Origin of the sequence: Klebsiella ornithinolytica, from assembly GCF_030505655.1 — a bacterium.
In the GTDB taxonomy this organism is placed as follows: Bacteria; Pseudomonadota; Gammaproteobacteria; order Enterobacterales; family Enterobacteriaceae; genus Klebsiella; species Klebsiella ornithinolytica.
In genome coordinates this window covers 59,847-81,711 of sequence record NZ_CP130153.1, presented here as the reverse complement: position 1 = coordinate 81,711, position 21,865 = coordinate 59,847, and the positions used below count along the sequence as shown (strand labels likewise).

Here is a 21,865-nt window from a genome sequence, read left to right as displayed (position 1 = left end):
ATCATGGACTCTGCCGCCATAAATGATAATACTGCGATACTGACAATCATCTTTCCGGAAAACGGGATAATTATGGATCGCTTGAGCGCCATGGCGCTGCTGGTAAAAGTTACTGAACTGGGCAGCATGTCGGCGGCAGCACGGGCGCTGAATATGCCGTTGACCACCGTCAGCCGCCATATTGCCGAGCTGGAGAGCACGCTCGGCGTGCGCCTGCTGCTCCGCACCACCCGCAAGCTGACGCTGACCGACGCCGGCATCGATTATGTCGCCGCCGCACGGCGGATTCTCGAAGAGGTTGACCTGGCCGAACGCCAGGCGGCGGGGGAATATCAGCAGCCGAAGGGCGAGCTGACGATCGCGGCACCGACGATGTTTGGCCGACAGCATGTTTTGCCAGTTGTCACCGCGTTTCTCGCACGTTACCCGCAAATTCGCGTCCGTTTACTGCTCAGCGATCGTAATGCCGATCTGCTCGACGAGCATATCGATCTCGCGGTGCGCATTGGTCCGCTGCCGGATAGCGGAATGGTTGCCACCCGCCTGGGCGAGATGCGTATCGTCACCTGCGCCCACCCGACGCTGCTGGAAAAACACGGACACCCGCAGCGCCCGCGTGAGCTGAGCACGCTGCCGGCCATTCGTATTGAATCACCGATGCCCTATCGCGGCTGGCGGTTTAAGGCGGCCATGGCGGAAGACCGGCACGTGGTGCTTCAGCCGGTGCTCTGCGTGACCACTCCGGAAAGCGCCGCCGATGCCGCGCGACTGGGGGCCGGCGTAGCGCGCCTGCTGCACTACCAGGCCATCGCTGGTCTGGCGTGCGGTGAACTGACGCTGATACTGGAGGCGATGGAACCGGAGCCTGCGCCGGTACACCTGCTGTATACCGCCCGCGGGCTGGCACCTCTTAAGTTGCGGAAATTTCTCGATTTCGCCACGCCGATGCTGCGCCAGGCGCTGACGCGCATCGCGGCAACCGGCTAGTTCGCCACCTTTTTCAGCGGCGCCTCTTTCAGCAGCCATGAGAGCAGAAAGGCCACCGCCATGATGCAGGCCGCCATCAGGAAGGCGGCATGAATCGCCGAGCCAAAGGCATCGAGATAATCAAGGCGGATCTCCGACGGCAGGTTATGCACCGCGGCCGGATTCAGCGCCCGCGGCAGCTCCGTCCCTGCCGGCAGCAGACGCTGCAGGTTGTTTTGCAGAACATGGGTGAACACCGCGCCGAACAGCGCGACTCCGATGGAACCGCCGATCGAACGGAACAGCGTCACGCCGGAGGTCGCCACGCCGTACATCTGCGCCGGCATGGCGTTCTGTACCGCCAGCACCAGCACCTGCATCACCAGTCCCAGACCCATTCCCAGCACGGAGGTAAACAGATACAGCTGCCACATCGGCGAGTAAATGGTAATGCGCGTCAGCAGCACCATCCCTACCATCCCTGACAGCGTGCCAAGAATCGGGAACATGCGATACCGGCCGGTGCGGCTGATAATGCGCCCGCTAACGATCGACGTCAGCAACAGCCCGCCCATCAACGGAATGAGCTGCATCCCGGCTTCGGTCGGCGTCGCCGCCTTCACCACCTGCAGATAGAGCGGCAGGAAGGTGACCGAACCAAACAACGACATCCCGATGACAAAGCCAATCAGGCTGCACAGCAGAAAGCTGCGATTGCGAAAGAGGGAGAGCGGGATAATCGGCTCCGCGGCGATCCGTTCTTCATAAATAAATCCGATAACCCCCACCACGCCGAAGGCGAGAATGCACCAGAGCTGCGGGTCGTTCCACGCACGCACGCTGCCGCCTTCAGAGGTGAAGAGAATGATACACAGCAGCGCCATACTCAGGTAAATCGCGCCCAGCCAGTCGACCTGGTGCTGGCTGCGTTTATTGCTGCTGTGGAAAACCGCGCCGATCACCAGCAGCGCAAACAGCCCCAGCGGCAGGTTGATATAGAAAATCCAGCGCCATGAGGCGTGCTGCACCAGGAAGCCGCCGATGAGCGGCCCGATCACCGTCGCCAGGCCGAATACCCCGCCGAACAGCCCCTGATAGCGGCCGCGGTTGGCCGGGGGGATCACATCGGCCACCGCCGCCATACTGATCACCATCAGACCGCCGCCGCCCAGCCCTTGTAACCCGCGCATCAGCACCAGCTGAGTCATATTCTGCGCGACGCCGCACAGCGCGGAACCGACCAGGAACAGCACGATTGCCACCTGGAGCACAATCTTGCGACCGAAGAGATCGCCAAATTTACCGTACAGCGGTACGACAATCGTCGAGCTGAGAATATAGGCGGTGACCACCCAGGAGAGCTTATCCAGCCCGCCGAGCTCACCAACAATCGTGGGTAGCGCCGTCGACACAATGGTCTGATCCAGGGCCGACAACAGCATAACCAGCATCAGCGCGCTAAACAGCAGACGGATCGACGGTGCCGGTTGGGTCGCGACTTGAGATGTCATCACATCACTCGCTTGAAATTAATTAAATGTATAATTAATATTTAGGGAAATGATGAATCCCGTCAAGAGAGGATGAAGAAATGGCCGCACAAAAAGACAATGATGTCCCTCGTCGTCCGGGCCGCCCGCGGGGTAAAAAGCCCGGCACGGCCAGTCGCGAGCAGCTTATGGATATTGCGCTGATGCTGTTTGCCCGCCAGGGGATCGCCCATACTTCGCTCAATGCGATTGCGAAAGAAGCAGGCGTGACGCCGGCGATGCTGCACTACTATTTCAGCTCGCGGGAAGCGTTAGTGGACCAGTTGCTGGAAGAGCGCTTCATGCCTTTGCGCAGTGAGATAGGCCAGATTTTTATCGACCATCCGCAAGATCCGGTGACCGCTTTCACCTTGCTGATCGAGGCGCTGGGGACGCTGGCGGAGAAGCACACCTGGTTTGCGCCGCTGTGGATGCAGGAGGTGATTGGCGAAATGCCGATACTGCGCCAGCATATGCACGCGCGCTTTGGCGAAGATAAATATCACCGGATGCTGACAACGGTGAAGCGCTGGCAGGAAGAGGGCAAACTCAACCCGGCCCTGTCGCCGGAGCTGCTGTTCACCACCCTGATTAGCCTGGTTCTGGTGCCATTCTCCCGCCTGCGTAGCGACACACGCTTAACCTCCGTCACCCGACAGACCATTGTCAGCCACGCGCTGACGCTGATCCGCCGGGGAATTGCTGGTTAAGCCACGCGCTGTCGGCTGCCCGCCGGGGCTACAGCGCTTTTGACAGGTAGTGGCGCGCCATCCCGACGTGCGGAAAATCAGGGAGCGACATCTGCAGCTGATAGCCCTGCTTTTGATAAAACGGCAGGGCCTGGAAGCTGAAGGTATCGACCAGAACATGGCGACAGCCCTCGTCGCGCGCCTGCTTTTCCGCCGCGCGCATCAGTTCTCCGCCCAGCCCGCTGCCGCGCGAAGCTTCGCTGACCCACAAATACTTAATACAGAGCCAGTTGGCCTTTCTGTTGGCAATCAAACCGCCCAGCATGACCCCGGCGTCATCACGGAGGTACACGCCCAGGTCAGCAAACTGCGTCGCATCCAGATAGCGCAGGTTGTATTCACGTAATCCTGCCAGCAACTCTTCCTGATCCGCGGGATTAATACTTTTAGTTATAATCAATGCCATCTGTATTCTCCTTAATTCAATATTATGAAGATATCTCTGCGCTTACTTTCACAAAAAATACTTATTTTCTCCATTATTTCTTGTCTAAATTTTCCGTGCTTATTTTTAATTAAAAAAACCTTTCCATCATCCGCTGGAAACGTATAATGAAGGAAAAATGAGAATGATCATTCTCACTTTATGACCCCACGGAGAAAACCATGAGCAACGCACTGGCCGCCCGGCAAAAGATCCGGCAGGATGAAATCATCGCTGCCGCACGTCACTGCTTTCGTCGTCATGGTTTTCACGGAGCCAGCATGGCCCAGGTCGCCAGCGAAGCGAAGCTGAGCGTCGGGCAAATCTACCGCTACTTCGCCAATAAAGACGCCATCATCGCGGAAATGATCCGCCGCATCATCGATTATCGTATTGCCGAGATGGACGGAAAAACGCAGACCGACCAAATTCCGCGGCTGCTCGCCTGGCGACAGACCCTGGATGAAGATGATGACGCGCTGATGCTGGAAATGGCCGCCGAAGCGACCCGCAACCCGCAAATCGCCGCCATGATGGTGGAAGCCGACAAGCGCATGTTTGCCAACGCCTGTGCGCATATACGCAAAGCGCATCCGCATCTGAGCGACGAACGCATCCGCTGCTGCGTTGAGATCACCGCGGTGATGATGGAAGGGACGATTTACCGGCGTCTTGTTCCACAGACGGTGGCACCAGAAGTCCTCGAGAAACTTTATCGGGAAATAACCGCTATGTTGCTAATGGATAAATAATTAACTGCAATTAATAAACAGGGAATTTTAAATTCCCTTTTTGTCGTTTCCGTTTATCGGAAATGCGTCATCAGCTGGCCTGAACCCTGCTATTTAATTAGCAGGGAGGACGTCGTTCATCCTGAGAAAAATATAATGAAATATACCATGCTCCCCATCGCAGCGGCCTTATTCATCCTGAGCGGATGCGATAATGCCCAAACATCAGCCCCGCCACAGGTGACGCCGGAAGTGGGCGTTGTCACGCTGAAAAGCCAGCCCGTGTCGGTGATCAGCGAACTGACCGGTCGTACCACGGCTTCACTCAGCGCCGAAGTGCGCCCGCAGGTAGGCGGCATCATTCAAAAACGCCTGTTCACCGAGGGCGATATGGTGAAAGCCGGCCAGGCGCTGTATCAAATCGACCCGTCCAGCTATCGCGCGGCCTATAACGAAGCCGCCGCCGCCCTGAAGCAGGCGCAATCTCTGGTGGTATCCGACTGTCAGAAAGCTCAGCGCTACGCGGCGCTGGTCAAAGACAACGGCGTATCTCGTCAGGATGCCGACGATGCGCTGTCGACCTGTAATCAGGACAAAGCCAGCGTGGAGTCGAAAAAGGCGGCGCTGGAGAGCGCGCGTATTAACCTGAACTGGACCACCGTTACCGCGCCAATTGCCGGACGTATCGGGATCTCTTCCGTCACCCCCGGCGCACTGGTTTCCGCCGACCAGGATACCGCCCTGGCGACGATCCGCGGGCTGGACACCATGTATGTCGATCTCACTCGCTCCAGCGTCGATCTGCTGCGCCTGCGCAAACAAGCGCTGGCGACCAACGACAATACGCTTAGCGTGTCCCTGACCCTGGAAGATGGCAGCACCTACAGCGAAAAAGGGCATCTGGCGTTGACCGAAGTGGCGGTGGACGAATCCACCGGCTCGGTCACGCTACGCGCAGTCTTCCCGAACCCACAGCATGTCTTGTTACCGGGAATGTTCGTGCGCGCCCACGTCGATGAAGGGGTGATGGACGACGCGATCCTGGCGCCGCAGCAGGGCATCACCCGTGATGCCAAAGGCAATGCCACCGCGCTCGTCGTCGATGGCAACAGCAAAGTAGAACAACGGGAAGTCGAAACCGGTGACGCATACGGCGACAAATGGCTGGTAGTGAACGGCCTGAAAAGCGGCGATAAGCTGATCGTTGAAGGCACCAGCAAAGTCGCTGCGGGTCAGCAGGTCAAAGCCGTCGAAGTCAACAATGACGGAGGCAACGCCTGATGTTTTCCCGCTTCTTTGTGCGCCGCCCGGTTTTCGCCTGGGTTATCGCCATTCTGATCATGCTCGCCGGGGTGCTCGCCATCCGGACGCTGCCGGTGGCGCAATATCCTGACGTCGCCCCTCCGGCGGTAAAAATCTCGGCCACCTATACCGGGGCCTCTGCGGAAACCCTGGAAAACAGCGTCACTCAGGTCATTGAACAACAGCTGACCGGGCTGGATAACCTGCTCTATTTCACCTCCACCAGCAGCTCTGACGGCTCGGTAGATATTACCGTCACCTTCGAGCAGGGGACCGACCCGGATACCGCCCAGGTGCAGGTACAGAACAAGGTCCAGCAGGCGGAATCGCGTCTGCCGAGCGAGGTGCAACAGTCCGGCGTCACGGTAGTGAAATCGCAAAGTAACTTCCTGCTGATCCTCGCGGTGTACGATAAAAATAACAAAGCCACCAGCTCCGATATCTCCGACTGGCTGGTCAGTAACATGCAGGACCCGCTGGCGCGCGTTGAGGGCGTCGGCAGCCTGCGCGTTTTCGGCGCAGAATACGCGATGCGTATCTGGATGGATCCAACGAAACTGGCCTCCTACGCGCTGATGCCTTCCGATGTACAAACGGCGATTGAAGCGCAGAACGTGCAAATTTCCGCGGGTAAAATCGGCGCGCTGCCATCATCCAGCGCGCAGCAGCTAACCGCCACCGTCCGCGCCCAGTCGCGGCTGCAAACGGTCGATCAGTTCAAAAATATTATCGTCAAGAGCAAGTCAGACGGCTCGGTGGTGCGGCTGGGCGACGTCGCTCGTGTTGAGATGGGCAGCGAAGATTACACCGCCACGTCAAACCTCAACGGCCACCCGGCCGCCGGTATCGCGGTGATGATGGCCCCGGGCGCCAACGCGCTGGATACCGCCACGCGCGTGAAAAGTAAAATTGCTGAATATCAGCGTCAGATGCCGCAGGGCTACGATATCGCCTATCCGAAAGACAGCACCGAGTTCATTAAAATCTCGGTTGAAGATGTTATTCAAACGCTGTTTGAAGCCATCATTCTGGTGGTTTGTGTGATGTACCTGTTCCTGCAAAATTTCCGCGCCACGCTGATTCCGGCGGTGGCGGTGCCGGTGGTACTGCTGGGGACCTTTGGCGTGCTGGCCCTGTTCGGCTACTCCATCAACACCCTGACCCTGTTTGCGATGGTACTGGCCATCGGCCTGCTGGTGGATGATGCCATCGTGGTGGTGGAAAACGTCGAGCGTATTATGCGCGACGAGGGCCTGCCCGCCCGCGAAGCCACCGAAAAATCGATGGGAGAAATCTCCGGGGCGCTGATCGCGATTGCGCTGGTGCTGTCGGCAGTCTTCTTACCGATGGCCTTCTTTGGCGGCTCGACCGGCGTGATTTATCGCCAGTTCTCGGTGACGATTATCTCGGCGATGATGCTGTCGGTGGTGGTGGCTCTCACCTTAACGCCGGCGCTGTGCGGCGCGCTGCTCTCCCACTCTAAACCGCATACCACAGGATTCTTCGGGGCGTTTAACCGTCTGTGGGGCCGTACCGAACAGGGCTACCAGCATCGCGTGCTCGGCGGGCTACGCCGTTCTGCCATGATGATGGGCGCCTTTGTGCTGATTTGCGGCGCCATGGCGCTGGCGATGTGGAAGCTGCCGGGGAGCTTCCTGCCGGTAGAGGATCAGGGCGAAATCATGGTCCAGTACACCCTCCCGGCGGGCGCCACCGCCGTGCGTACCGCCGAAGTACGTCGCCAGGTGACCGACTGGTTCCTCAGCAAAGAAAAAGCCAATACCAACGTTATTTTCACCGTCGATGGCTTTAACTTCAGCGGCAGCGGACAAAACGCCGGGATGGCCTTCGTGTCGCTGAAAAACTGGTCCGAACGTAAAGGCGCCGAGAACACCGCCCAGGCGATTGCCCTGCGCGCCACCCAGGATCTGAGCAGCATTCGCGACGCCTCGCTGTTTGCCATGACCCCACCGTCGGTGGACGGCCTGGGGCAGAGCAACGGCTTTACCTTTGAGCTGATGGCCAGCGGCGGTACCGATCGCGATAGCCTGATGAAAATGCGCAGCCAGCTGCTGGCGGCCGCCAGTCAAAGTCCGGAACTCCAGTCGGTCCGCGCCAACGACCTGCCGCAAATGCCGCAGCTGCAGGTCGATATCGACAATGACAAAGCCGTTTCCCTGGGACTGTCGCTGAGCGATGTCACCGACACGCTCTCCAGCGCCTGGGGCGGCACCTACGTGAACGACTTTATCGATCGCGGACGCGTGAAGAAGGTTTACATTCAGGGAGAAAGCGACGCCCGCGCCGTGCCGTCCGATCTCGGTAAATGGTTCGTACGCAGCAGCAATGACAGCATGACGCCGTTCTCCGCCTTTGCCACCACCCATTGGCAATATGGCCCGGAAAGCCTGGTGCGCTACAACGGCTCCGCCGCCTTCGAAATCCAGGGTGAAAATGCCTCCGGCTTCAGCTCCGGCGTGGCTATGGAAAAAATGGAAGCGCTGGCCAACAGCCTGCCGGCAGGCACCACCTGGGCGTGGAGCGGCATGTCGCTTCAGGAAAAGCTGGCCAGCGGGCAGGCCATGAGCCTGTATGCCATCTCGATTCTGGTGGTGTTCCTGTGTCTCGCCGCGCTGTATGAAAGCTGGTCGGTCCCCTTCTCGGTGATCATGGTGATCCCGCTGGGCCTGCTCGGCGCCGCGCTGGCGGCGTGGATGCGCGATCTGAGTAACGATGTCTACTTCCAGGTCGCACTGTTGACCACCATCGGCCTGTCGTCGAAGAACGCCATCCTGATCGTTGAATTTGCCGAAGCGGCGGTGGATGAGGGCTACTCGCTGTCACGTGCCGCACTGCGCGCTGCGCAAACCCGTCTGCGCCCCATCGTGATGACCTCGCTGGCGTTTGTCGCCGGGGTCCTGCCGCTGGCGGTAGCGACCGGCGCCGGCGCCAACAGCCGTGTGGCGATCGGGACCGGTATTATCGGCGGCACCCTGACCGCCACGCTGCTGGCGGTGTTCTTCGTTCCCCTGTTCTTTGTGCTGGTGAAGCGTCTGTTCACCCGCCAACGCCCTACTCAGGAGTAAGTTATGTTTCGTTTGACCCTGGTTTTTGTTGCGCTCCTGACCGCAGGCTGTGTTTCCCTCGATCCGGACTATAGCCGCCCGGCGGCGCCGGTTCCCGCGACGCTCCCTGGCGCTCATGGCGAAGCCACTGCGGTGGTCGGCAGCTGGCAGCAGGTTGTCAACGATGCGCGGCTGAAAAAAGTGGTCAGCATGGCGCTGACCAGCAACCGCGATCTGCAGAAAGCGATTGCCGACATTGAGGCCGCTCGGGCGCAGTATGGCGAAGCTCGCGCATCGCTGTTCCCCACCGTTGATGCTGAACTTAGCCATACCCGCAGTAAAACCGTCGCCAGCGGCCTCACCTCATCCGCAGAGGCCGACGGTGCGGTTTCCAGCTTCGAGCTGGATCTGTTTGGTAAGAATCAGAGTTTATCGCGGGCGGCACGGGAGACCTGGCTTGCCAGCGAATACACCGCGCAGAATACGCGCCTGACGATGATTGCCGATCTGACCACCGCGTGGGTCACGCTCGCAGCGGATAACAGCAATCTGGCGCTGGCCCAGCAGACCCTGGCCAGCGCTGAGAACTCGCGCAAAATTGTCGCCCGCCAGATGGCGGTAGGCACCGCTTCCGCGGGCGACCTCAGCGATGCCGAAAGCGTTTACCAGCAGGCGCGTGCCAGCGTCGCCAGCTATCGCACCCAGGTGGCGCAGGACAAAAATGCGCTCAATTTACTGGCCGGTGAAACCGTCCCCGACAGTCTGCTGCCCGGCACCCTGGAAAGCCTCGGCGACCACAGCATTCGCCTGGTACCGGCCGGCGTATCCTCGTCGGTGCTGCTCCGCCGCCCGGATATTCAGGAGGCAGAGCATAATCTGAAGAGCGCCAATGCGGATATCGGCGCGGCGCGGGCCAACTTCTTCCCGACTATCTCTCTGACCGCCAGCGCTGGCGTGGGCAGCGATGCGCTCTCTTCCCTGTTCAGCCACGGAATGCAGGTGTGGTCGTTCGCCCCATCGATCAGTCTGCCGCTGTTTACCGGCGGCAGCAATCTGGCCCAGCTACGCTATGCGGAAGCGGAGAAAAAAGGACTGATCGCCACCTATGAGAAAAGCATTCAGAGCGCCTTCAAAGACGTGGCCGATGCGCTGGCGCGCCGGGAAACGCTGAGCGAACAGCTGGATGCCCAGCGGCAATATGTCGCCGCCGAGCAGACGTCGCTGGACATTGCGCTGAAGCGATATCAGACCGGCGTTGGCGATTATCTGTCGGTCCTGACCGCCCAGCGCACGCTGTGGTCGGCGCAGGCCACGTTAATTTCTCTGCAACAAACCGATTTGGAAAACCGCATCACGCTCTGGCAGTCGCTGGGAGGCGGCGCCAGCTAAATCAATATCAACCGGGCGGCAACGCCCGGTATGCTAAAGGAGTTTTTATGCCGCGCATCTCCCTCTCCTGGGCGTTAATTCTCGGTCTGTTAACCGCCATCGGCCCGCTGTGCACCGATTTCTATCTGCCCGCGCTGCCGGATATAACCCAGCAGCTGAACGCCAGCGGCACGCAAACCCAGCTCTCGCTGACCGCAGCGCTGATTGGCCTTGGTCTCGGTCAGCTGTTTTTTGGTCCACTGAGCGACCGCATCGGGCGCAAAAAACCGCTGGCGCTCTCGCTGCTGCTGTTTATTTTTTCGTCGGCGATGTGCGCCGCGACCTACGATATTCATATGCTGATCGGCTGGCGTTTTCTGCAGGGCTTTGCCGGGGCTGGCGGTTCAGTGCTCTCCCGATCGATTGCTCGCGATAAATATCAGGGCACTCAGCTGACCCAGTTTTTCGCTCTGTTGATGACCGTCAACGGCATCGCCCCGGTGGTGTCGCCGGTGATTGGCGGCTACATCATTACCGCGTTCGACTGGCGAATTTTGTTCTGGACGATGGCCGCTATCGGCGGCGTACTGCTGCTCCTGAGCCTGACGGTACTGCGCGAAACGCTGCCGGGTAAAAGTCCGGCCGCGACACAGCAGCAAAGCGACGGCCCGGTGCTGAAAAACCGTCCCTTTATGCGCTACTGCCTGATTCAGGCCTTTATGATGGCCGGGCTGTTCTCATACATCGGCTCGTCGTCGTTCGTGATTCAGAGCGAGTACGGCATGACGGCCCTGCAGTTCAGTCTGCTGTTCGGCGTAAACGGCATTGGACTGATTATCGCCGCGCAGATCTTCTCCCGCCTCTCGCGCCGCTATAGCGCCGATACGCTGCTGCGCGGGGGACTGAGTCTGGCGGTGCTCTGCGCAGTCATCACCCTGCTTCTCGCCTGGCAACACCTGCCGCTGCCGGCGCTAATCGGCCTGTTCTTCACCGTGTCGTTCATGAGCGGGATCAGCACCGTTGCCGGATCAAAAGCGATGAGCGAGGTCAGCCGTGCGCAGTCGGGTACCGCCTCGGCACTGATGGGGACCCTGATGTTTGTCTGCGGCGGCATCGCCGCGCCGCTGGCCGGGCTCGGTGGTGAAACGATGTTGAAAATGAGCCTCGCGATGACCATTAGCTATCTGATCGCCCTGTTCTTCGGCCTGCAAAAAAACCACCCGACCCGTTAAGAACGAATGCAGTAATAAAATATTCCAAATTTATTACTGCATCGCTTCCCGACCTGCCTGCAAATCTCTTATTATCCGTTGAGTGTTAATCGTGATAACCTTCACATGATTGGAATAATTAATTCCTTAGAATCTGGCTTAACTGTGATTGAAGAGGTTTGTGTATGAGTATCGACCTGAGCGCGCTGCTGACCGAGCGCCGCAATGCCAATAGCGCCAATATAGACACCCTGTCCACCGTCGAGATGCTGACGGTCATTAACCAGGAAGACCAGCAGGTGGCCCACGCGATCGCCCCCTATTTACCGCAAATCGCTCAGGTCGTAGATAAAGTGGCCGCGGCGATACAAGCCGGCGGACGCCTGATTTACATTGGCGCCGGGACCTCCGGTCGCCTGGGGATCCTCGATGCCAGCGAATGTCCACCGACTTTCGGTACCCGTCCGGAGCAGGTGGTCGGGGTGATTGCCGGTGGCCACAAAGCGATTCTGAGCGCCGTCGAAAACGTCGAAGACAACAAAGCGCAGGGCGCCCTGGACCTGCAAAATCTTAACTTCAGCAACCGCGATGTGCTGGTTGGCCTGGCCGCCAGCGGACGTACGCCGTACGTCATTGGCGCCATGGAGTATGCCCACAGCCAGAACGCCTTTGTCGCCATCGTCAGCTGTAACCCGCATGGTGAAATGGCCCGTCTGGCCGATGTAGCCATCACCCCGGTCGTGGGTCCGGAAGTGGTCACCGGGTCTACCCGTCTGAAGGCGGGAACCGCGCAGAAGCTGGTGCTGAACATGATCTCCACCGGCGCCATGATCCGGGTTGGTAAGGTTTACAGCAACCTGATGGTTGACGTTGAAGCGACCAACGCGAAGCTGATTGAGCGTCAGGTATCGATCGTTATGGAAGCAACCGACTGCGATCGCGCCACCGCGCAGGCCGCGCTGGACGCCTGCGGTCGCCACTGTAAAACCGCCATTGTTATGGTGCTGGCGAATCTGAGCGCTGCAGAAGCAAAATCCCTGCTGGCGCAAAATAACGGTTTTATCCGCAAAGCGCTGAGCAACACCTAAGCGCCGACAACCAGGTAACGTGCAATGGCAAAAATAAATAAAGAGATGATAGCGCGGATCCTTACGCATGTTGGCGGGGCCGGAAACGTCGCCCAGGCGGGGAACTGTATGACCCGCCTGCGTTTAACCCTACGTGACGAGCAGCTCGCCGATAGCGCCGCCATCCGCCAGATTGAAGGGGTGATGGGGGTTATCGTCAGCGATGAGCAGTTTCAGGTGGTGCTCGGCCCCGGTAAAGCGCAAACCGCCGCGGAAATGATGAACCTACTGCTGGAAGAGGCGCCGGCCGATGCGCCGTCTCTGGCGGCGGTGGCGGCAGAGAAAAAACAGGCGCTGAAAAGCAAGCAAACCAGCGGCGTGCAGAAGTTTCTTGCCAAATTCGCCACTATTTTTACCCCGCTGATTCCCGGTTTTATCGCCGTCGGCCTGCTGCTCGGCTTCGCGACGCTGGCAGAACAGATGTTCGTGCTGGAGAACGCCCATCCCAGCGCCTCGCTGGTAGCGCTAATCGGCTACATGAAAGTCTTCAGCAAGGGGATGTTCACCTTCCTGAGCATCCTGATTGGCTATAACGCGCAGAAAGCGTTTGGCGGTTCCGGAGTCAACGGCGCCATTATCGCGTCGCTGTTCGTCCTCGGCTATAACCCCGAAGCCACCAGCGGGTTCTTCTCCGGCATCACCACCTTCTTCGGTCACGGCATCGACCCGCGCGGCAACATTATCGGCGTGCTGATTGCCTCGATTCTCGGTGCGTGGGTGGAAAAGCAGGTACGCCGCGTGATGCCGGCCAACCTCGATATGATCCTGACCTCGGCAGTCACTCTGCTGATTATGGGCGCGGTGACCTTTACGGTGATTATGCCCATCGGCGGCTGGCTGTTTACCGGGATGTCGTGGCTGTTCCTCCATCTCAACGGCAACCCGTTTGGCTCCGCGGTGCTCGCCGGTCTGTTCCTGCTGGCGGTGATGTTCGGCGTCCATCAGGGCTTCGTACCAGTCTATTTTGCGCTGGTCGATGCGCAAGGATTTAACTCGCTGTTCCCGATTCTGGCGATGGCAGGGGCCGGGCAGGTCGGTGCCGCGCTGGCGCTGTACTGGCGGGCGAAGCACGGCTCGATGCTGCGGACCCAGATTAAAGGGGCGATCATTCCCGGCTTTCTCGGTATCGGCGAACCGCTGATTTATGGCGTAACCCTGCCACGCATGAAGCCGTTTATCACCGCCTGTATCGGCGGTGCCTGCGGCGGCTTTTTCCTCGGTCTGATCGCGTGGCTGGGCCTGCCGGTGGGGCTGAATACGGTCTTTGGCCCTTCTGGCCTCGTGGCGCTACCGCTGATGACCTCCGCGAGCGGGATCTACGCCGGCATGGCGGTTTACGCCGCAGGTCTGGCGGTGGCCTATCTGTGCGGCTTCATCTGCACCTGGCTGTTCGGCAGCAAAAACGTCGATTTGAGCTAGCGCGCGGATCGGATATATCAGGGAGTACATTATTTAACCCGCCACATGGCGGGTTTATTTTTTTCCGTATAATCTACACGTGTTACTAACACCTGGAGATTCCCCATGCCAGCCGTAAAACACAATAAGCAGAATGTCAGCGTGACGCTGGATCCTATACTGGTCAAACAGGCTCGTGAGATCGGCATCAATCTTTCTCAAACGTTGACGAGCGCTCTAAAAAGCGAAATCCACAGCATCGAAATGGCACGCTGGCAAAAAGAAAATGCCAGGGCAATCGACTACCTCAATGATTTAACAGAGGAAAATGGACTTCTCTCTGACGAATACAGGACGTTTTAACGATACAGTATTACGTTTATAAAAATACCGGTCGAATTACTGTGTATCCTTATCTCCTTGATGTACAAAGTGACATTATTGGAATGCGCAATACCCGGGTCGTGATCCCACTATTCCCGCTGAGAAATTACAAAGGTCCGCGCGCCGATCGTTTAACACCAGTTGTCACCGTAGAAGGGGAAGAATACGTCGTGATGACTCACGAACTCGCCAGCATCCCACAACGCGTTCTGGGGGAAGAGGTTTGTCATCTCAATCACCAACGTGAAGTCGTTAAAGCATCAATAGATTTTCTTTTTGACGGGATTTAACTTCTCCTGCCACTAAGCCCCATGCAGTTTGCTGCCCGACTACCATTTCCTGCCCGTTGCTCCTCGCTGGCTCATGCTATGATGCGTCCTTTGCGCTATTTCATTCGAGGAAAAGATGGGCTCCAGCAAAAAAGGGATGCTGAACGTATTGATAGCCGCGGTGCTATGGGGCAGTTCCGGCGTTTGCGCACAGTACATTATGCAGCAAAGCCAGATGTCATCGCCGTTTCTGACCATGACGCGTCTGCTGTTCGCTGGCCTGATTCTCCTGATGCTCTCCTTTGTGCACGGCGACAAAATTTTCCGCGTCCTGCAAAACCGCAAAGATGCCTTCAGCCTGCTGTTCTTCTCGCTGTGTGGCGCGCTGACCGTGCAGTACACCTTCCTGATGACCATCGAGAAATCGAACGCCGCGACCGCGACGGTGCTGCAGTTCCTGTCGCCGACCATTATCGTCGCCTGGTTTGCGCTGGCCCGCAAAACACGACCGGGGCCGCTGGTGCTGGCCGCCATCGGGACATCGCTGGCAGGCACGTTCCTGCTGGTAACCCACGGCAATCCCACCACGTTGTCCATTTCGCCGTCGGCGCTGCTCTGGGGAGTGGCGTCAGCATTTGCCGCCGCGTTCTACACCACCTGGCCGTCAACGCTCATCGCCCGATACGGCACCCTGCCGATCGTCGGCTGGAGTATGCTGCTGGGAGGGGCAATGCTGCTGCCGTTCTACGGTGGCCAGGGTACCCACTTTGTGGTCAATGGCCGTCTGCTGCTGGCTTTCTTCTATCTGGTGGTGATCGGCACTTCGCTGACCTTCAGCCTCTATTTAAACGGGGCACAGAAAATTGGCGGCGCGAAAGCGGGGATTCTCAGCTGCGCCGAACCGCTGAGCAGCGCGCTGCTGTCGCTCATGCTACTGGGCATCACCTTTACGCTACCGGACTGGCTCGGTACTCTGCTGATTCTTTCCTCCGTGGTGCTGATCGCCGTGGATTCCCGACGCCGGGTTCGGGTAGCATAGATCTGATTTTAAACAACTTAACTTCCTGATAATTTGCGTGTTTCGCATCCTGCGCATATAGTTGACTGAAGCTACTATTTGAGGAGAAGCACCATGAAAGCGTGTTGGATATTGTGCCTGGTTACCACCCTCAGCGCGACGGCGGCCTGGGCCGAATCACCGCTGAAGAGCCTGCAGTTCGAGCAACAAAAGCAGCTGGTGTTGAAAGCGGTGAAAGAGAAATGCGCACCAAAAACGACCCTGAGCGATACCGATTTTGCCAATAAAATCCTCGCCTCTCAGGCAAATCAGGAATATGTCCGGGAAGCCACGCTGGCGAAAGAGCGAAATAACCAGAAGGGTTATCAGGCAGCCATCGATAAAATCAGCTGCCCGGAAACATAATCGCCTCAGCTTTGCCGCCAACGCTTTGCCGTCGAACGGTGCCAGCGCGGCGGCCCTCCTGAAAAGCGCACGCGGCAGGATTCAGGAAGGGCGCTCAGCGCTTCGGAATAATTAAATCACCGCGCAACATGCTGCCGCCGAGCATCTGGGTTTTTTCCGTCAGCCAGCTGACGATGCGCGCCGCCATGGCGTCCATCGAATACTCAATCGCCGGAATGGTCGGAATGCCGGGCAGCTGTAACGATCCGGCCAGGCTGAATACCATGACTTTTTCCGGCACCGCCCGGTTGAACGCCAGCAGCTGCGGCACAATGTGCTGAGCCTGTTGCTCATCGGCAACCAGTAACGCATTGAAATTCAAGGTTGTCGCATTGTTCACCAGCTCCTGCACCGCCACCGACGGCGAGGTGCTGTCGAGGAATACCAGGTTGCGATTAAACGGCAGGAAATTTTTTTCCAGCGCATGTTTGTAGCCGAGCAAAACCTGGTCGGCAAAGCCGCTCCCTTCAGGATGAATTAGCGCAATCTGTCGGCGCCCCTGGCTAATCAGGTAGTTACAGGCCGTTTCCGCCGCAAATGCGTGGTCAAACTGAATATTGTTCACCCCTTCGCTTTCCAGGCAGTCAATCAGCGCCACATCCGGCCGGTCAATATTTAATGGAAATCGCGCGCCGATAATCAACACATCATCACACAGGCCGCAGCTGAGCTCTTCGAGGGCGCTCATCACGCCGGCGCGCGTGTTGGCAAAGCGGAGCAGCAGATGCTTCTGATGCAGGCTCAGCTGTTTTTCCAGGGCATACAGATAGCTGGTCGTTTGATTAATATTATCCTGAGCACAAATCACGCCGATACAGCCGGTGCTCTGGCTAAGCAGCGACTGGGCTATCATATTGGGCCGGTAATTGAGTTCTTCTGCCGCCTGCAGTACCGCCTGACGGCTGGCCTCTTTGACTCCGCGCGAACCGCTCAATACCCGAGAGACAGTGGCTTTGGACACCCCTGCTAAACGTGATACATCATTGATTGTAGACATCATTATCCCCTGACAGGGCCCGTCCGATCCCTGTACATCCCCGGCCCTGAATCGCTTCAATTATAACCATCGCCAGTATATCCGTTTCCATTTTCATTTGGAAACCGATTTTCCGTTTCATGGAAAAACAGCGCCAAACCGGCCGAAATCTGTGAGCAAAATCCAATTAATTAGCGCTATAAGGAGAAGATCTTGACAGTCATCACAGTTCTGTTTTTTATGAATGGAAACCGGTTTCCGTCTGATATCAAATCATCCACGCAATAACTTTTTACATTTTGAGGATGAGTGTCGATGTTCAAGATTATGCTGTGCTGCTCTGCCGGGATGTCCACAAGTTTACTGGTCAGGAAGATGGTCGACGTGGCGAAAGAACGTAACCTGCCGGTGCAGATTGACGCCTACGGCGTTTCCGAATTTGACATGCAGTTTCCGCAGTACCAGGTGGTGCTTCTCGGCCCGCAGGTGAAATACATGTTGAAAACGTTGTCAGAAAAAGCCGCCTCCCTGAATATTCCGGTCCAGCCCATTAATGCCATGGACTACGGGATGCAACGGGGAGATAACGTCCTGGATTATGCGCTGTCGCTGATTAATCCGGCGCAATAAGAGGTGTGCAAATGAGCTCTCTGTATCAGTCCATGATTGCCGTGATCGAGCAATCTATTACTCCGCTGGCAGGACGCCTTGGGCAGCAGAAGTACGTTATCGCTATTCGCGATGGCTTCACTGCCGCATTGCCGTTTATGATCATCGGCTCTTTCATGCTGGTATTTATCTTTCCCCCCTTTTCACCGGACACCGCCAACGGTTTTGCCCGCGGCTGGCTGGATTTCTCGCAGCAGTACCGCGAACAGCTGATGCTGCCGTTCAACCTGAGCATGGGGGTGATGACCTTCTTTATCTCCGTCGGTATTGGCGCCAGCCTGGGACGCCAGTTTCAACTCGACCCGGTGATGTCCGGCCTGCTGGCATTTATGGCCTTTTTACTGGTGGCGGCCCCTTATGCTGACGGTAAAATCTCGACGCAGTACCTGTCAGGTCAGGGAATTTTCACCGCGCTGATTACCGCCATTTACTCCACCCGCGTCTACGCGTGGCTGAAACAGAACAACATCACCATTCGCCTGCCGAAAGAGGTGCCAACCGGCGTCGCCCGTTCGTTTGAAATTCTCATCCCGGTACTGGTGGTGATTGGTACCCTGCATCCGCTGAATCTGTTTATTGAAGCCCAGACCGGAATGATTCTGCCGCAGGCGATTATGCACCTGCTGGCACCGCTGGTCTCCGCTTCCGACTCCCTGCCCGCGATTCTGCTTTCCGTGCTGATGTGCCAGATTTTCTGGTTTGCCGGGATCCACGGCTCGCTGATTGTCACCGGCATTATGAACCCGTTCTGGATGGCAAACCTGTCGGCAAACCAGGCGGCTCTGGCAGCCGGTGCCGCCCTGCCGCACGTTTATCTGCAAGGTTTCTGGGACCACTATCTCCTGATTGGCGGCGTCGGGTCGACCTTACCGCTGGCGTTTCTGCTGCTGCGTAGCCGCGTGGCGCACCTGCGGACCATCGGCAAAATGGGCATCGTGCCGAGCTTCTTCAATATTAATGAGCCGATCCTGTTTGGCGCGCCGATCATTATGAACCCGATGATGTTTATCCCGTTCGTTTTCGTCCCGATGATCAACGCTATCCTGGCCTATGGCGCCACCCGTCTCGGCTGGCTGACACAGGTTGTCTCGCTGACGCCATGGACCACGCCAGCTCCTGTCGGCGCCTCATGGGCGGCTAACTGGACATTAAGTCCGGTCATCATGTGCCTCATTTGCATGGTGATGTCAGCGGTTATCTACCTGCCGTTCCTGCGCGCCTATGAACGCTCTTTAATGAAAACTGAAGTAGAAAAAGCAAAAAATACCGTACCGGTTGCCGAAACCGTTAGCCAGTAATCAGGGGAAATACCGCTGGCGGCCTGTTTTCCGTAAAATTTAAATAATAAAACATCACCATTCCCGGAATAATGCGAAAAAGGAATTTTCGCTATATTCTTTTAATAATAAAGCTAATCACCTCAGGTAATATTATGATTGATCTAGAAGAAGCGGTAATGGAAATTATCGTGAATGCGGGACAGTCACGCTCATTATGTTTTGAAGCGTTACATGCCGCCCGTAGCGGAAATATTAATGAAGCCAAATTACTCCTGAATGAAGCCGACGGCTATGCCCGCCGCGCACACCTGATGCAGACCCGGCTCATCGAGCAGGACGCCGGTGAGGCGCACCAGCCAATGACGTTAATTATGGTGCACGCTCAGGATCATTTAATGAATTCACTGCTGGCGCGTGAATTTTCAGAAGAATTAATTCATTTATACCAGCGTTAATTTATATAAATACTTAACAACTGCGCCCGAAATAAATACACCAGCTAATCCTGGCGGGATGGCTATTATCTGAATATATCCGTCATATTTCAAGCTGCATGTGCGTTGGCTGCGCTCGCTTACCCGAATCACTGACCAAAGTAAGCTCATCGGGATTCACTCCCTTGCCGCCTTCCTGCAACTCGAACTATTTAGGATATATATGAATTATTAAAAGCGAGATAATGATGAAAACTGTAAAAATGCTGCCATTAGCAATGGCGGTCGTCGCCGCGCTGTGTCCAATTTCTGTACTTGCACAAGATTTTACTCAGGAACAAATTGACGCCATTGTGGCGAAAGCCGTCGATAAGGCGCTGGCGGATCGTCAGACTAAAATTGATGCCGCCGCCAATAAGAAAGTGGACGTCATGACCAACCCGCAAACCACCGCCGCTTCGCCGGATATGGCGATTCCGTTCGGTCTGAAGTTTAGCGGCTACGCCCGCTACGGCGCCCAGTTCCAGAGCGGCGATCAGAAGTTCGTTGGCGTCGATGGCTCCTATAACGGCGCCTCGGCGATTGGTCGTCTGGGTAACGAAGGCAACGGCGGCGAGTTCCAGATTACCAAAGCCTTTAAGAGCAGCCAGGGCGCCATCTGGGATATCAATGTGATGTTCGACCACTGGAGCGACGAAGTTAACCTCAAGAAGGCCTATGTTGGCGTCACCAACGTGCTGGCATCCAATCCCGGCGCCTATATCTGGGCCGGTCGTGACTTCCACCAGCGTCCACAGCAGGGGATCAACGACTACTTCTGGATGAACCACGACGGCCAGGGCGCCGGGGTGAAAAACTTCGATATCGGCGGCGTTCAGTTCGATGTCGCCGCGGTTTCGCAGGTCGAGTCCTGTAGTCCGGAAGTCATGGCCGATGAGTCTAACCCGTCGCGCATCACCTGTACCGGCGGCTCCGGGACCGGCGACGACGGTCACTATGCGCTGACCACCAAAACCCACAACATTAAGGCCGGCCCCATCGATGTCGAGGTCTACGCCAACTACGGCTTTGACTCCAAAGCGGTGGACAACGACGCGCAGATTGATGCCTGGCAGGGCGGCCTGCTGTTGAGCCACGCCAACAGCGACGACAGCGGCGTGAACAAAGTTATCCTGCGCTATTCCGATAACGCCGATAACAGCGTTTACAACAAAACGGACGGGTTGACCACCGTCTACGCCAGCTTCGAAGGTAACTATAAGTTCACCCGGCAGGCGCAGGTCGAATACCTGTTGGCCTTCCATGACTATGACAACAGCAAGGACAACACCGACAACCGCAAGAACTACGGCGCCATCGTCCGTCCGATGTACTTCTGGAACGATGTGCACTCCACCTGGCTGGAAGCGGGCTACCAGCGCGTTGATTACGATCAGGGCGGGGATAACCACGGCTGGAAGCTGACGCTGTCGCAGAACATCGCCATCGGGATGGGGCCGGAGTTCCGTCCGATGCTGCGCTTCTACGTCACCGGCGGTCAGGTCGATAATAACCATACCGCGAAGGTGAACGGCACCCGCGACGAGCAGCTGGACTCCCTGAACGTCGGCGGCATGTTTGAAGCGTGGTTCTGATGCTATAGCTTGCCTCGGAGGCGGCGTGTGACGCCAGTCCGCTTGACAAGGTACTTCCCCCCGGTAAGCGTCACGCTACCGGGGAAATCTTATCTCAGGCTCAATCGGCGAGCGATGCGCTCAAGCTTAATCATCAGCAGCAGCGTCACCCCCGCCAGCACGATGGTCAGCGCCGAGCCATCGGCAATATTCCCGCGATCGGTCAGACTGAAAATGGTGACCGGCAGCGTCGTCCAACCCGGCGGATAAATCATTACCGTTGCCCCCAGCTCCCCCATCGACAGCGACAGACTGAGCGCCAGCGCGGAGATCATCCACGGCGTCATCAGCGGTAACGTCACGTAGCGCAGGCGATACCACGGCGAGGCGCCCAGGCAAGAGGCGACATTTTCGATATCCGGCGAAATACGCGCCAGCCCGGTGGAGACGTTGCTAAAGGTAAATGCCGAAATCAGGACAAAGTGGGCCGCCAGTACAATCCAGAAAGTGCCATTCATCCTTAGCGGTCCCTGACTGAAAGCCACCAGAATCCCTAACCCCACCGACACGGAAGGAATCGCGCTGGGAAGATAAAACGCCAGACCAAGATATTTTTGCAGCCGGGCGCTGAACTGGCGCAGAGACAGCGCCGCCCACATGCCACACAGCAACGCGAACAAGCTGGCGCAAAACCCCACCACCAGGCTTGAGAACAGCGAATCCCAGGCCGCTCCGCGAAACGCATTCACAAAATGCCCGAAGGTAAATCCGGACGGCAGCAGGCCGTTCCACTGCTGACTCAGACTGGACATCAGGATCACCGACAGCGGCAGGAAGAAGAACCCGGCAAACAACACCACCGCCAGCGTTCCCGCCGCCGCGCGGCCTTTATGCGACCAAATTAACAT

21 protein-coding genes are annotated in these 21,865 nt (G+C 57.4%); 17 read left to right on the top strand and 4 right to left on the bottom strand.

The annotated features are described in order from the left end of the window. Nucleotides 1-72: 72 nt before the first annotated feature. Nucleotides 73-987: a LysR family transcriptional regulator gene (locus Q1L34_RS00375; protein WP_004869036.1), complete on the top strand. Its 915-nt coding sequence runs from the start codon at nt 73-75 to the stop codon at nt 985-987. Here Q1L34_RS00375 and Q1L34_RS00370 read toward each other — a convergent pair. Beyond that, nucleotides 984-2,477 carry an MDR family MFS transporter gene (locus tag Q1L34_RS00370; protein WP_004869040.1) on the bottom strand — a complete coding sequence of 498 codons (1,494 nt, stop codon included), beginning with the start codon at nt 2,475-2,477 and terminating at the stop codon, nt 984-986. The two genes, Q1L34_RS00375 and Q1L34_RS00370, sit on opposite strands and share 4 nt — an antisense overlap. Before the next feature lie 80 nt (nt 2,478-2,557). Between Q1L34_RS00370 and Q1L34_RS00365 the strand changes: the two genes are divergently transcribed. Then, complete coding sequence (locus Q1L34_RS00365) at nt 2,558-3,205, top strand: TetR/AcrR family transcriptional regulator (protein ID WP_004869043.1); 648 nt, start codon at nt 2,558-2,560, stop codon at nt 3,203-3,205. Nucleotides 3,206-3,233: 28 nt separating this feature from the next. On the opposite strand, the gene Q1L34_RS00360 is transcribed toward Q1L34_RS00365, so the two are convergent. Beyond that, on the bottom strand, nt 3,234-3,650 hold the full coding sequence (locus tag Q1L34_RS00360) for a GNAT family N-acetyltransferase (protein WP_075808132.1): 417 nt from the start codon (nt 3,648-3,650) through the stop codon (nt 3,234-3,236). Nucleotides 3,651-3,850: 200 nt separating this feature from the next. On the opposite strand from Q1L34_RS00360, the gene Q1L34_RS00355 reads away from it, so the two are divergent. The 11 genes from Q1L34_RS00355 (at nt 3,851) to Q1L34_RS00305 (ending at nt 15,946) form a co-directional block, all read left to right on the top strand. Next, entirely contained in the window at nt 3,851-4,420 is a 570-nt protein-coding gene (locus Q1L34_RS00355) for a TetR/AcrR family transcriptional regulator (protein ID WP_004869046.1), read from the top strand. Between the two features lie 135 nt (nt 4,421-4,555). Next, nucleotides 4,556-5,680, top strand: a complete 1,125-nt coding sequence (locus Q1L34_RS00350) for an efflux RND transporter periplasmic adaptor subunit (RefSeq protein ID WP_004869049.1) — start codon at nt 4,556-4,558, stop codon at nt 5,678-5,680. Then, entirely contained in the window at nt 5,680-8,787 is a 3,108-nt protein-coding gene (locus Q1L34_RS00345; RefSeq protein ID WP_032718422.1) for an efflux RND transporter permease subunit, read from the top strand. Before Q1L34_RS00350 ends, Q1L34_RS00345 begins: the two co-directional genes overlap by 1 nt. A gap of 3 nt (nt 8,788-8,790) precedes the next feature. Then, nucleotides 8,791-10,155: an efflux transporter outer membrane subunit gene (locus tag Q1L34_RS00340; protein ID WP_032718423.1), complete on the top strand. Its 1,365-nt coding sequence runs from the start codon at nt 8,791-8,793 to the stop codon at nt 10,153-10,155. Between the two features lie 47 nt (nt 10,156-10,202). Next, nucleotides 10,203-11,366, top strand: a complete 1,164-nt coding sequence (locus Q1L34_RS00335; protein WP_004869055.1) for a multidrug effflux MFS transporter — start codon at nt 10,203-10,205, stop codon at nt 11,364-11,366. Between the two features lie 164 nt (nt 11,367-11,530). Next, the gene (murQ, locus tag Q1L34_RS00330) at nt 11,531-12,433 is read left to right on the top strand and encodes an N-acetylmuramic acid 6-phosphate etherase (RefSeq protein ID WP_044350979.1); all 903 of its coding nucleotides are present in this window, start codon (nt 11,531-11,533) and stop codon (nt 12,431-12,433) included. Nucleotides 12,434-12,457: 24 nt separating this feature from the next. Next, nucleotides 12,458-13,891, top strand: a complete 1,434-nt coding sequence (murP, locus tag Q1L34_RS00325) for a PTS N-acetylmuramic acid transporter subunit IIBC (RefSeq protein WP_004869058.1) — start codon at nt 12,458-12,460, stop codon at nt 13,889-13,891. A 105-nt stretch (nt 13,892-13,996) separates the two neighbouring features. Further along, nucleotides 13,997-14,233 carry a type II toxin-antitoxin system CcdA family antitoxin gene (locus Q1L34_RS00320; protein WP_004869059.1) on the top strand — a complete coding sequence of 79 codons (237 nt, stop codon included), beginning with the start codon at nt 13,997-13,999 and terminating at the stop codon, nt 14,231-14,233. Nucleotides 14,234-14,235: 2 nt separating this feature from the next. After that, nucleotides 14,236-14,544 carry a CcdB family protein gene (locus Q1L34_RS00315; RefSeq protein ID WP_048025274.1) on the top strand — a complete coding sequence of 103 codons (309 nt, stop codon included), beginning with the start codon at nt 14,236-14,238 and terminating at the stop codon, nt 14,542-14,544. A 115-nt stretch (nt 14,545-14,659) separates the two neighbouring features. Then, nucleotides 14,660-15,562 carry an EamA family transporter gene (locus Q1L34_RS00310; protein WP_015585496.1) on the top strand — a complete coding sequence of 301 codons (903 nt, stop codon included), beginning with the start codon at nt 14,660-14,662 and terminating at the stop codon, nt 15,560-15,562. A 93-nt stretch (nt 15,563-15,655) separates the two neighbouring features. Then, nucleotides 15,656-15,946, top strand: a complete 291-nt coding sequence (locus Q1L34_RS00305; protein ID WP_004869061.1) for a YicS family protein — start codon at nt 15,656-15,658, stop codon at nt 15,944-15,946. A 94-nt stretch (nt 15,947-16,040) separates the two neighbouring features. Here Q1L34_RS00305 and Q1L34_RS00300 read toward each other — a convergent pair whose 3' ends face one another. Next, on the bottom strand, nt 16,041-16,982 hold the full coding sequence (locus Q1L34_RS00300) for a LacI family DNA-binding transcriptional regulator (protein ID WP_015585487.1): 942 nt from the start codon (nt 16,980-16,982) through the stop codon (nt 16,041-16,043). A 294-nt stretch (nt 16,983-17,276) separates the two neighbouring features. On the opposite strand from Q1L34_RS00300, the gene Q1L34_RS00295 reads away from it, so the two are divergent. From Q1L34_RS00295 to Q1L34_RS00280, 4 genes are all read left to right on the top strand, one after another. Further along, the gene (locus Q1L34_RS00295) at nt 17,277-17,591 is read left to right on the top strand and encodes a PTS sugar transporter subunit IIB (RefSeq protein WP_004869063.1); all 315 of its coding nucleotides are present in this window, start codon (nt 17,277-17,279) and stop codon (nt 17,589-17,591) included. 11 nt (nt 17,592-17,602) lie between these two features. Then, entirely contained in the window at nt 17,603-18,928 is a 1,326-nt protein-coding gene (locus Q1L34_RS00290; protein WP_004869064.1) for a PTS cellobiose transporter subunit IIC, read from the top strand. Nucleotides 18,929-19,062: 134 nt separating this feature from the next. After that, on the top strand, nt 19,063-19,365 hold the full coding sequence (locus Q1L34_RS00285; RefSeq protein ID WP_004869065.1) for a PTS lactose/cellobiose transporter subunit IIA: 303 nt from the start codon (nt 19,063-19,065) through the stop codon (nt 19,363-19,365). A gap of 227 nt (nt 19,366-19,592) precedes the next feature. Continuing rightward, complete coding sequence (locus Q1L34_RS00280) at nt 19,593-20,978, top strand: carbohydrate porin (RefSeq protein WP_004869066.1); 1,386 nt, start codon at nt 19,593-19,595, stop codon at nt 20,976-20,978. 89 nt (nt 20,979-21,067) lie between these two features. On the opposite strand, the gene phnV is transcribed toward Q1L34_RS00280, so the two are convergent. Beyond that, the gene (gene phnV / locus Q1L34_RS00275) at nt 21,068-21,865 is read right to left on the bottom strand and encodes a 2-aminoethylphosphonate ABC transport system, membrane component PhnV (protein ID WP_032718430.1); all 798 of its coding nucleotides are present in this window, start codon (nt 21,863-21,865) and stop codon (nt 21,068-21,070) included.

Excerpts from the sequence above, each read along its gene's own strand:
- Q1L34_RS00375 (WP_004869036.1), top strand. The coding sequence starts at position 73 with ATGGATCGCTTGAGCGCCATGGCGCTGCTGGTAAAAGTTACTGAACTG.
- Q1L34_RS00370 (WP_004869040.1), bottom strand. The coding sequence starts at position 2,477 with ATGACATCTCAAGTCGCGACCCAACCGGCACCGTCGATCCGTCTGCTG.
- Q1L34_RS00365 (WP_004869043.1), top strand. The coding sequence starts at position 2,558 with ATGGCCGCACAAAAAGACAATGATGTCCCTCGTCGTCCGGGCCGCCCG.
- Q1L34_RS00360 (WP_075808132.1), bottom strand. The coding sequence starts at position 3,650 with ATGGCATTGATTATAACTAAAAGTATTAATCCCGCGGATCAGGAAGAG.
- Q1L34_RS00355 (WP_004869046.1), top strand. The coding sequence starts at position 3,851 with ATGAGCAACGCACTGGCCGCCCGGCAAAAGATCCGGCAGGATGAAATC.
- Q1L34_RS00350 (WP_004869049.1), top strand. The coding sequence starts at position 4,556 with ATGAAATATACCATGCTCCCCATCGCAGCGGCCTTATTCATCCTGAGC.
- Q1L34_RS00345 (WP_032718422.1), top strand. The coding sequence starts at position 5,680 with ATGTTTTCCCGCTTCTTTGTGCGCCGCCCGGTTTTCGCCTGGGTTATC.
- Q1L34_RS00340 (WP_032718423.1), top strand. The coding sequence starts at position 8,791 with ATGTTTCGTTTGACCCTGGTTTTTGTTGCGCTCCTGACCGCAGGCTGT.
- Q1L34_RS00335 (WP_004869055.1), top strand. The coding sequence starts at position 10,203 with ATGCCGCGCATCTCCCTCTCCTGGGCGTTAATTCTCGGTCTGTTAACC.
- murQ (WP_044350979.1), top strand. The coding sequence starts at position 11,531 with ATGAGTATCGACCTGAGCGCGCTGCTGACCGAGCGCCGCAATGCCAAT.
- murP (WP_004869058.1), top strand. The coding sequence starts at position 12,458 with ATGGCAAAAATAAATAAAGAGATGATAGCGCGGATCCTTACGCATGTT.
- Q1L34_RS00320 (WP_004869059.1), top strand. The coding sequence starts at position 13,997 with ATGCCAGCCGTAAAACACAATAAGCAGAATGTCAGCGTGACGCTGGAT.
- Q1L34_RS00310 (WP_015585496.1), top strand. The coding sequence starts at position 14,660 with ATGGGCTCCAGCAAAAAAGGGATGCTGAACGTATTGATAGCCGCGGTG.
- Q1L34_RS00305 (WP_004869061.1), top strand. The coding sequence starts at position 15,656 with ATGAAAGCGTGTTGGATATTGTGCCTGGTTACCACCCTCAGCGCGACG.
- Q1L34_RS00300 (WP_015585487.1), bottom strand. The coding sequence starts at position 16,982 with ATGTCTACAATCAATGATGTATCACGTTTAGCAGGGGTGTCCAAAGCC.
- Q1L34_RS00295 (WP_004869063.1), top strand. The coding sequence starts at position 17,277 with ATGTTCAAGATTATGCTGTGCTGCTCTGCCGGGATGTCCACAAGTTTA.
- Q1L34_RS00290 (WP_004869064.1), top strand. The coding sequence starts at position 17,603 with ATGAGCTCTCTGTATCAGTCCATGATTGCCGTGATCGAGCAATCTATT.
- Q1L34_RS00285 (WP_004869065.1), top strand. The coding sequence starts at position 19,063 with ATGATTGATCTAGAAGAAGCGGTAATGGAAATTATCGTGAATGCGGGA.
- Q1L34_RS00280 (WP_004869066.1), top strand. The coding sequence starts at position 19,593 with ATGAAAACTGTAAAAATGCTGCCATTAGCAATGGCGGTCGTCGCCGCG.
- phnV (WP_032718430.1), bottom strand. The coding sequence starts at position 21,865 with ATGTTAATTTGGTCGCATAAAGGCCGCGCGGCGGCGGGAACGCTGGCG.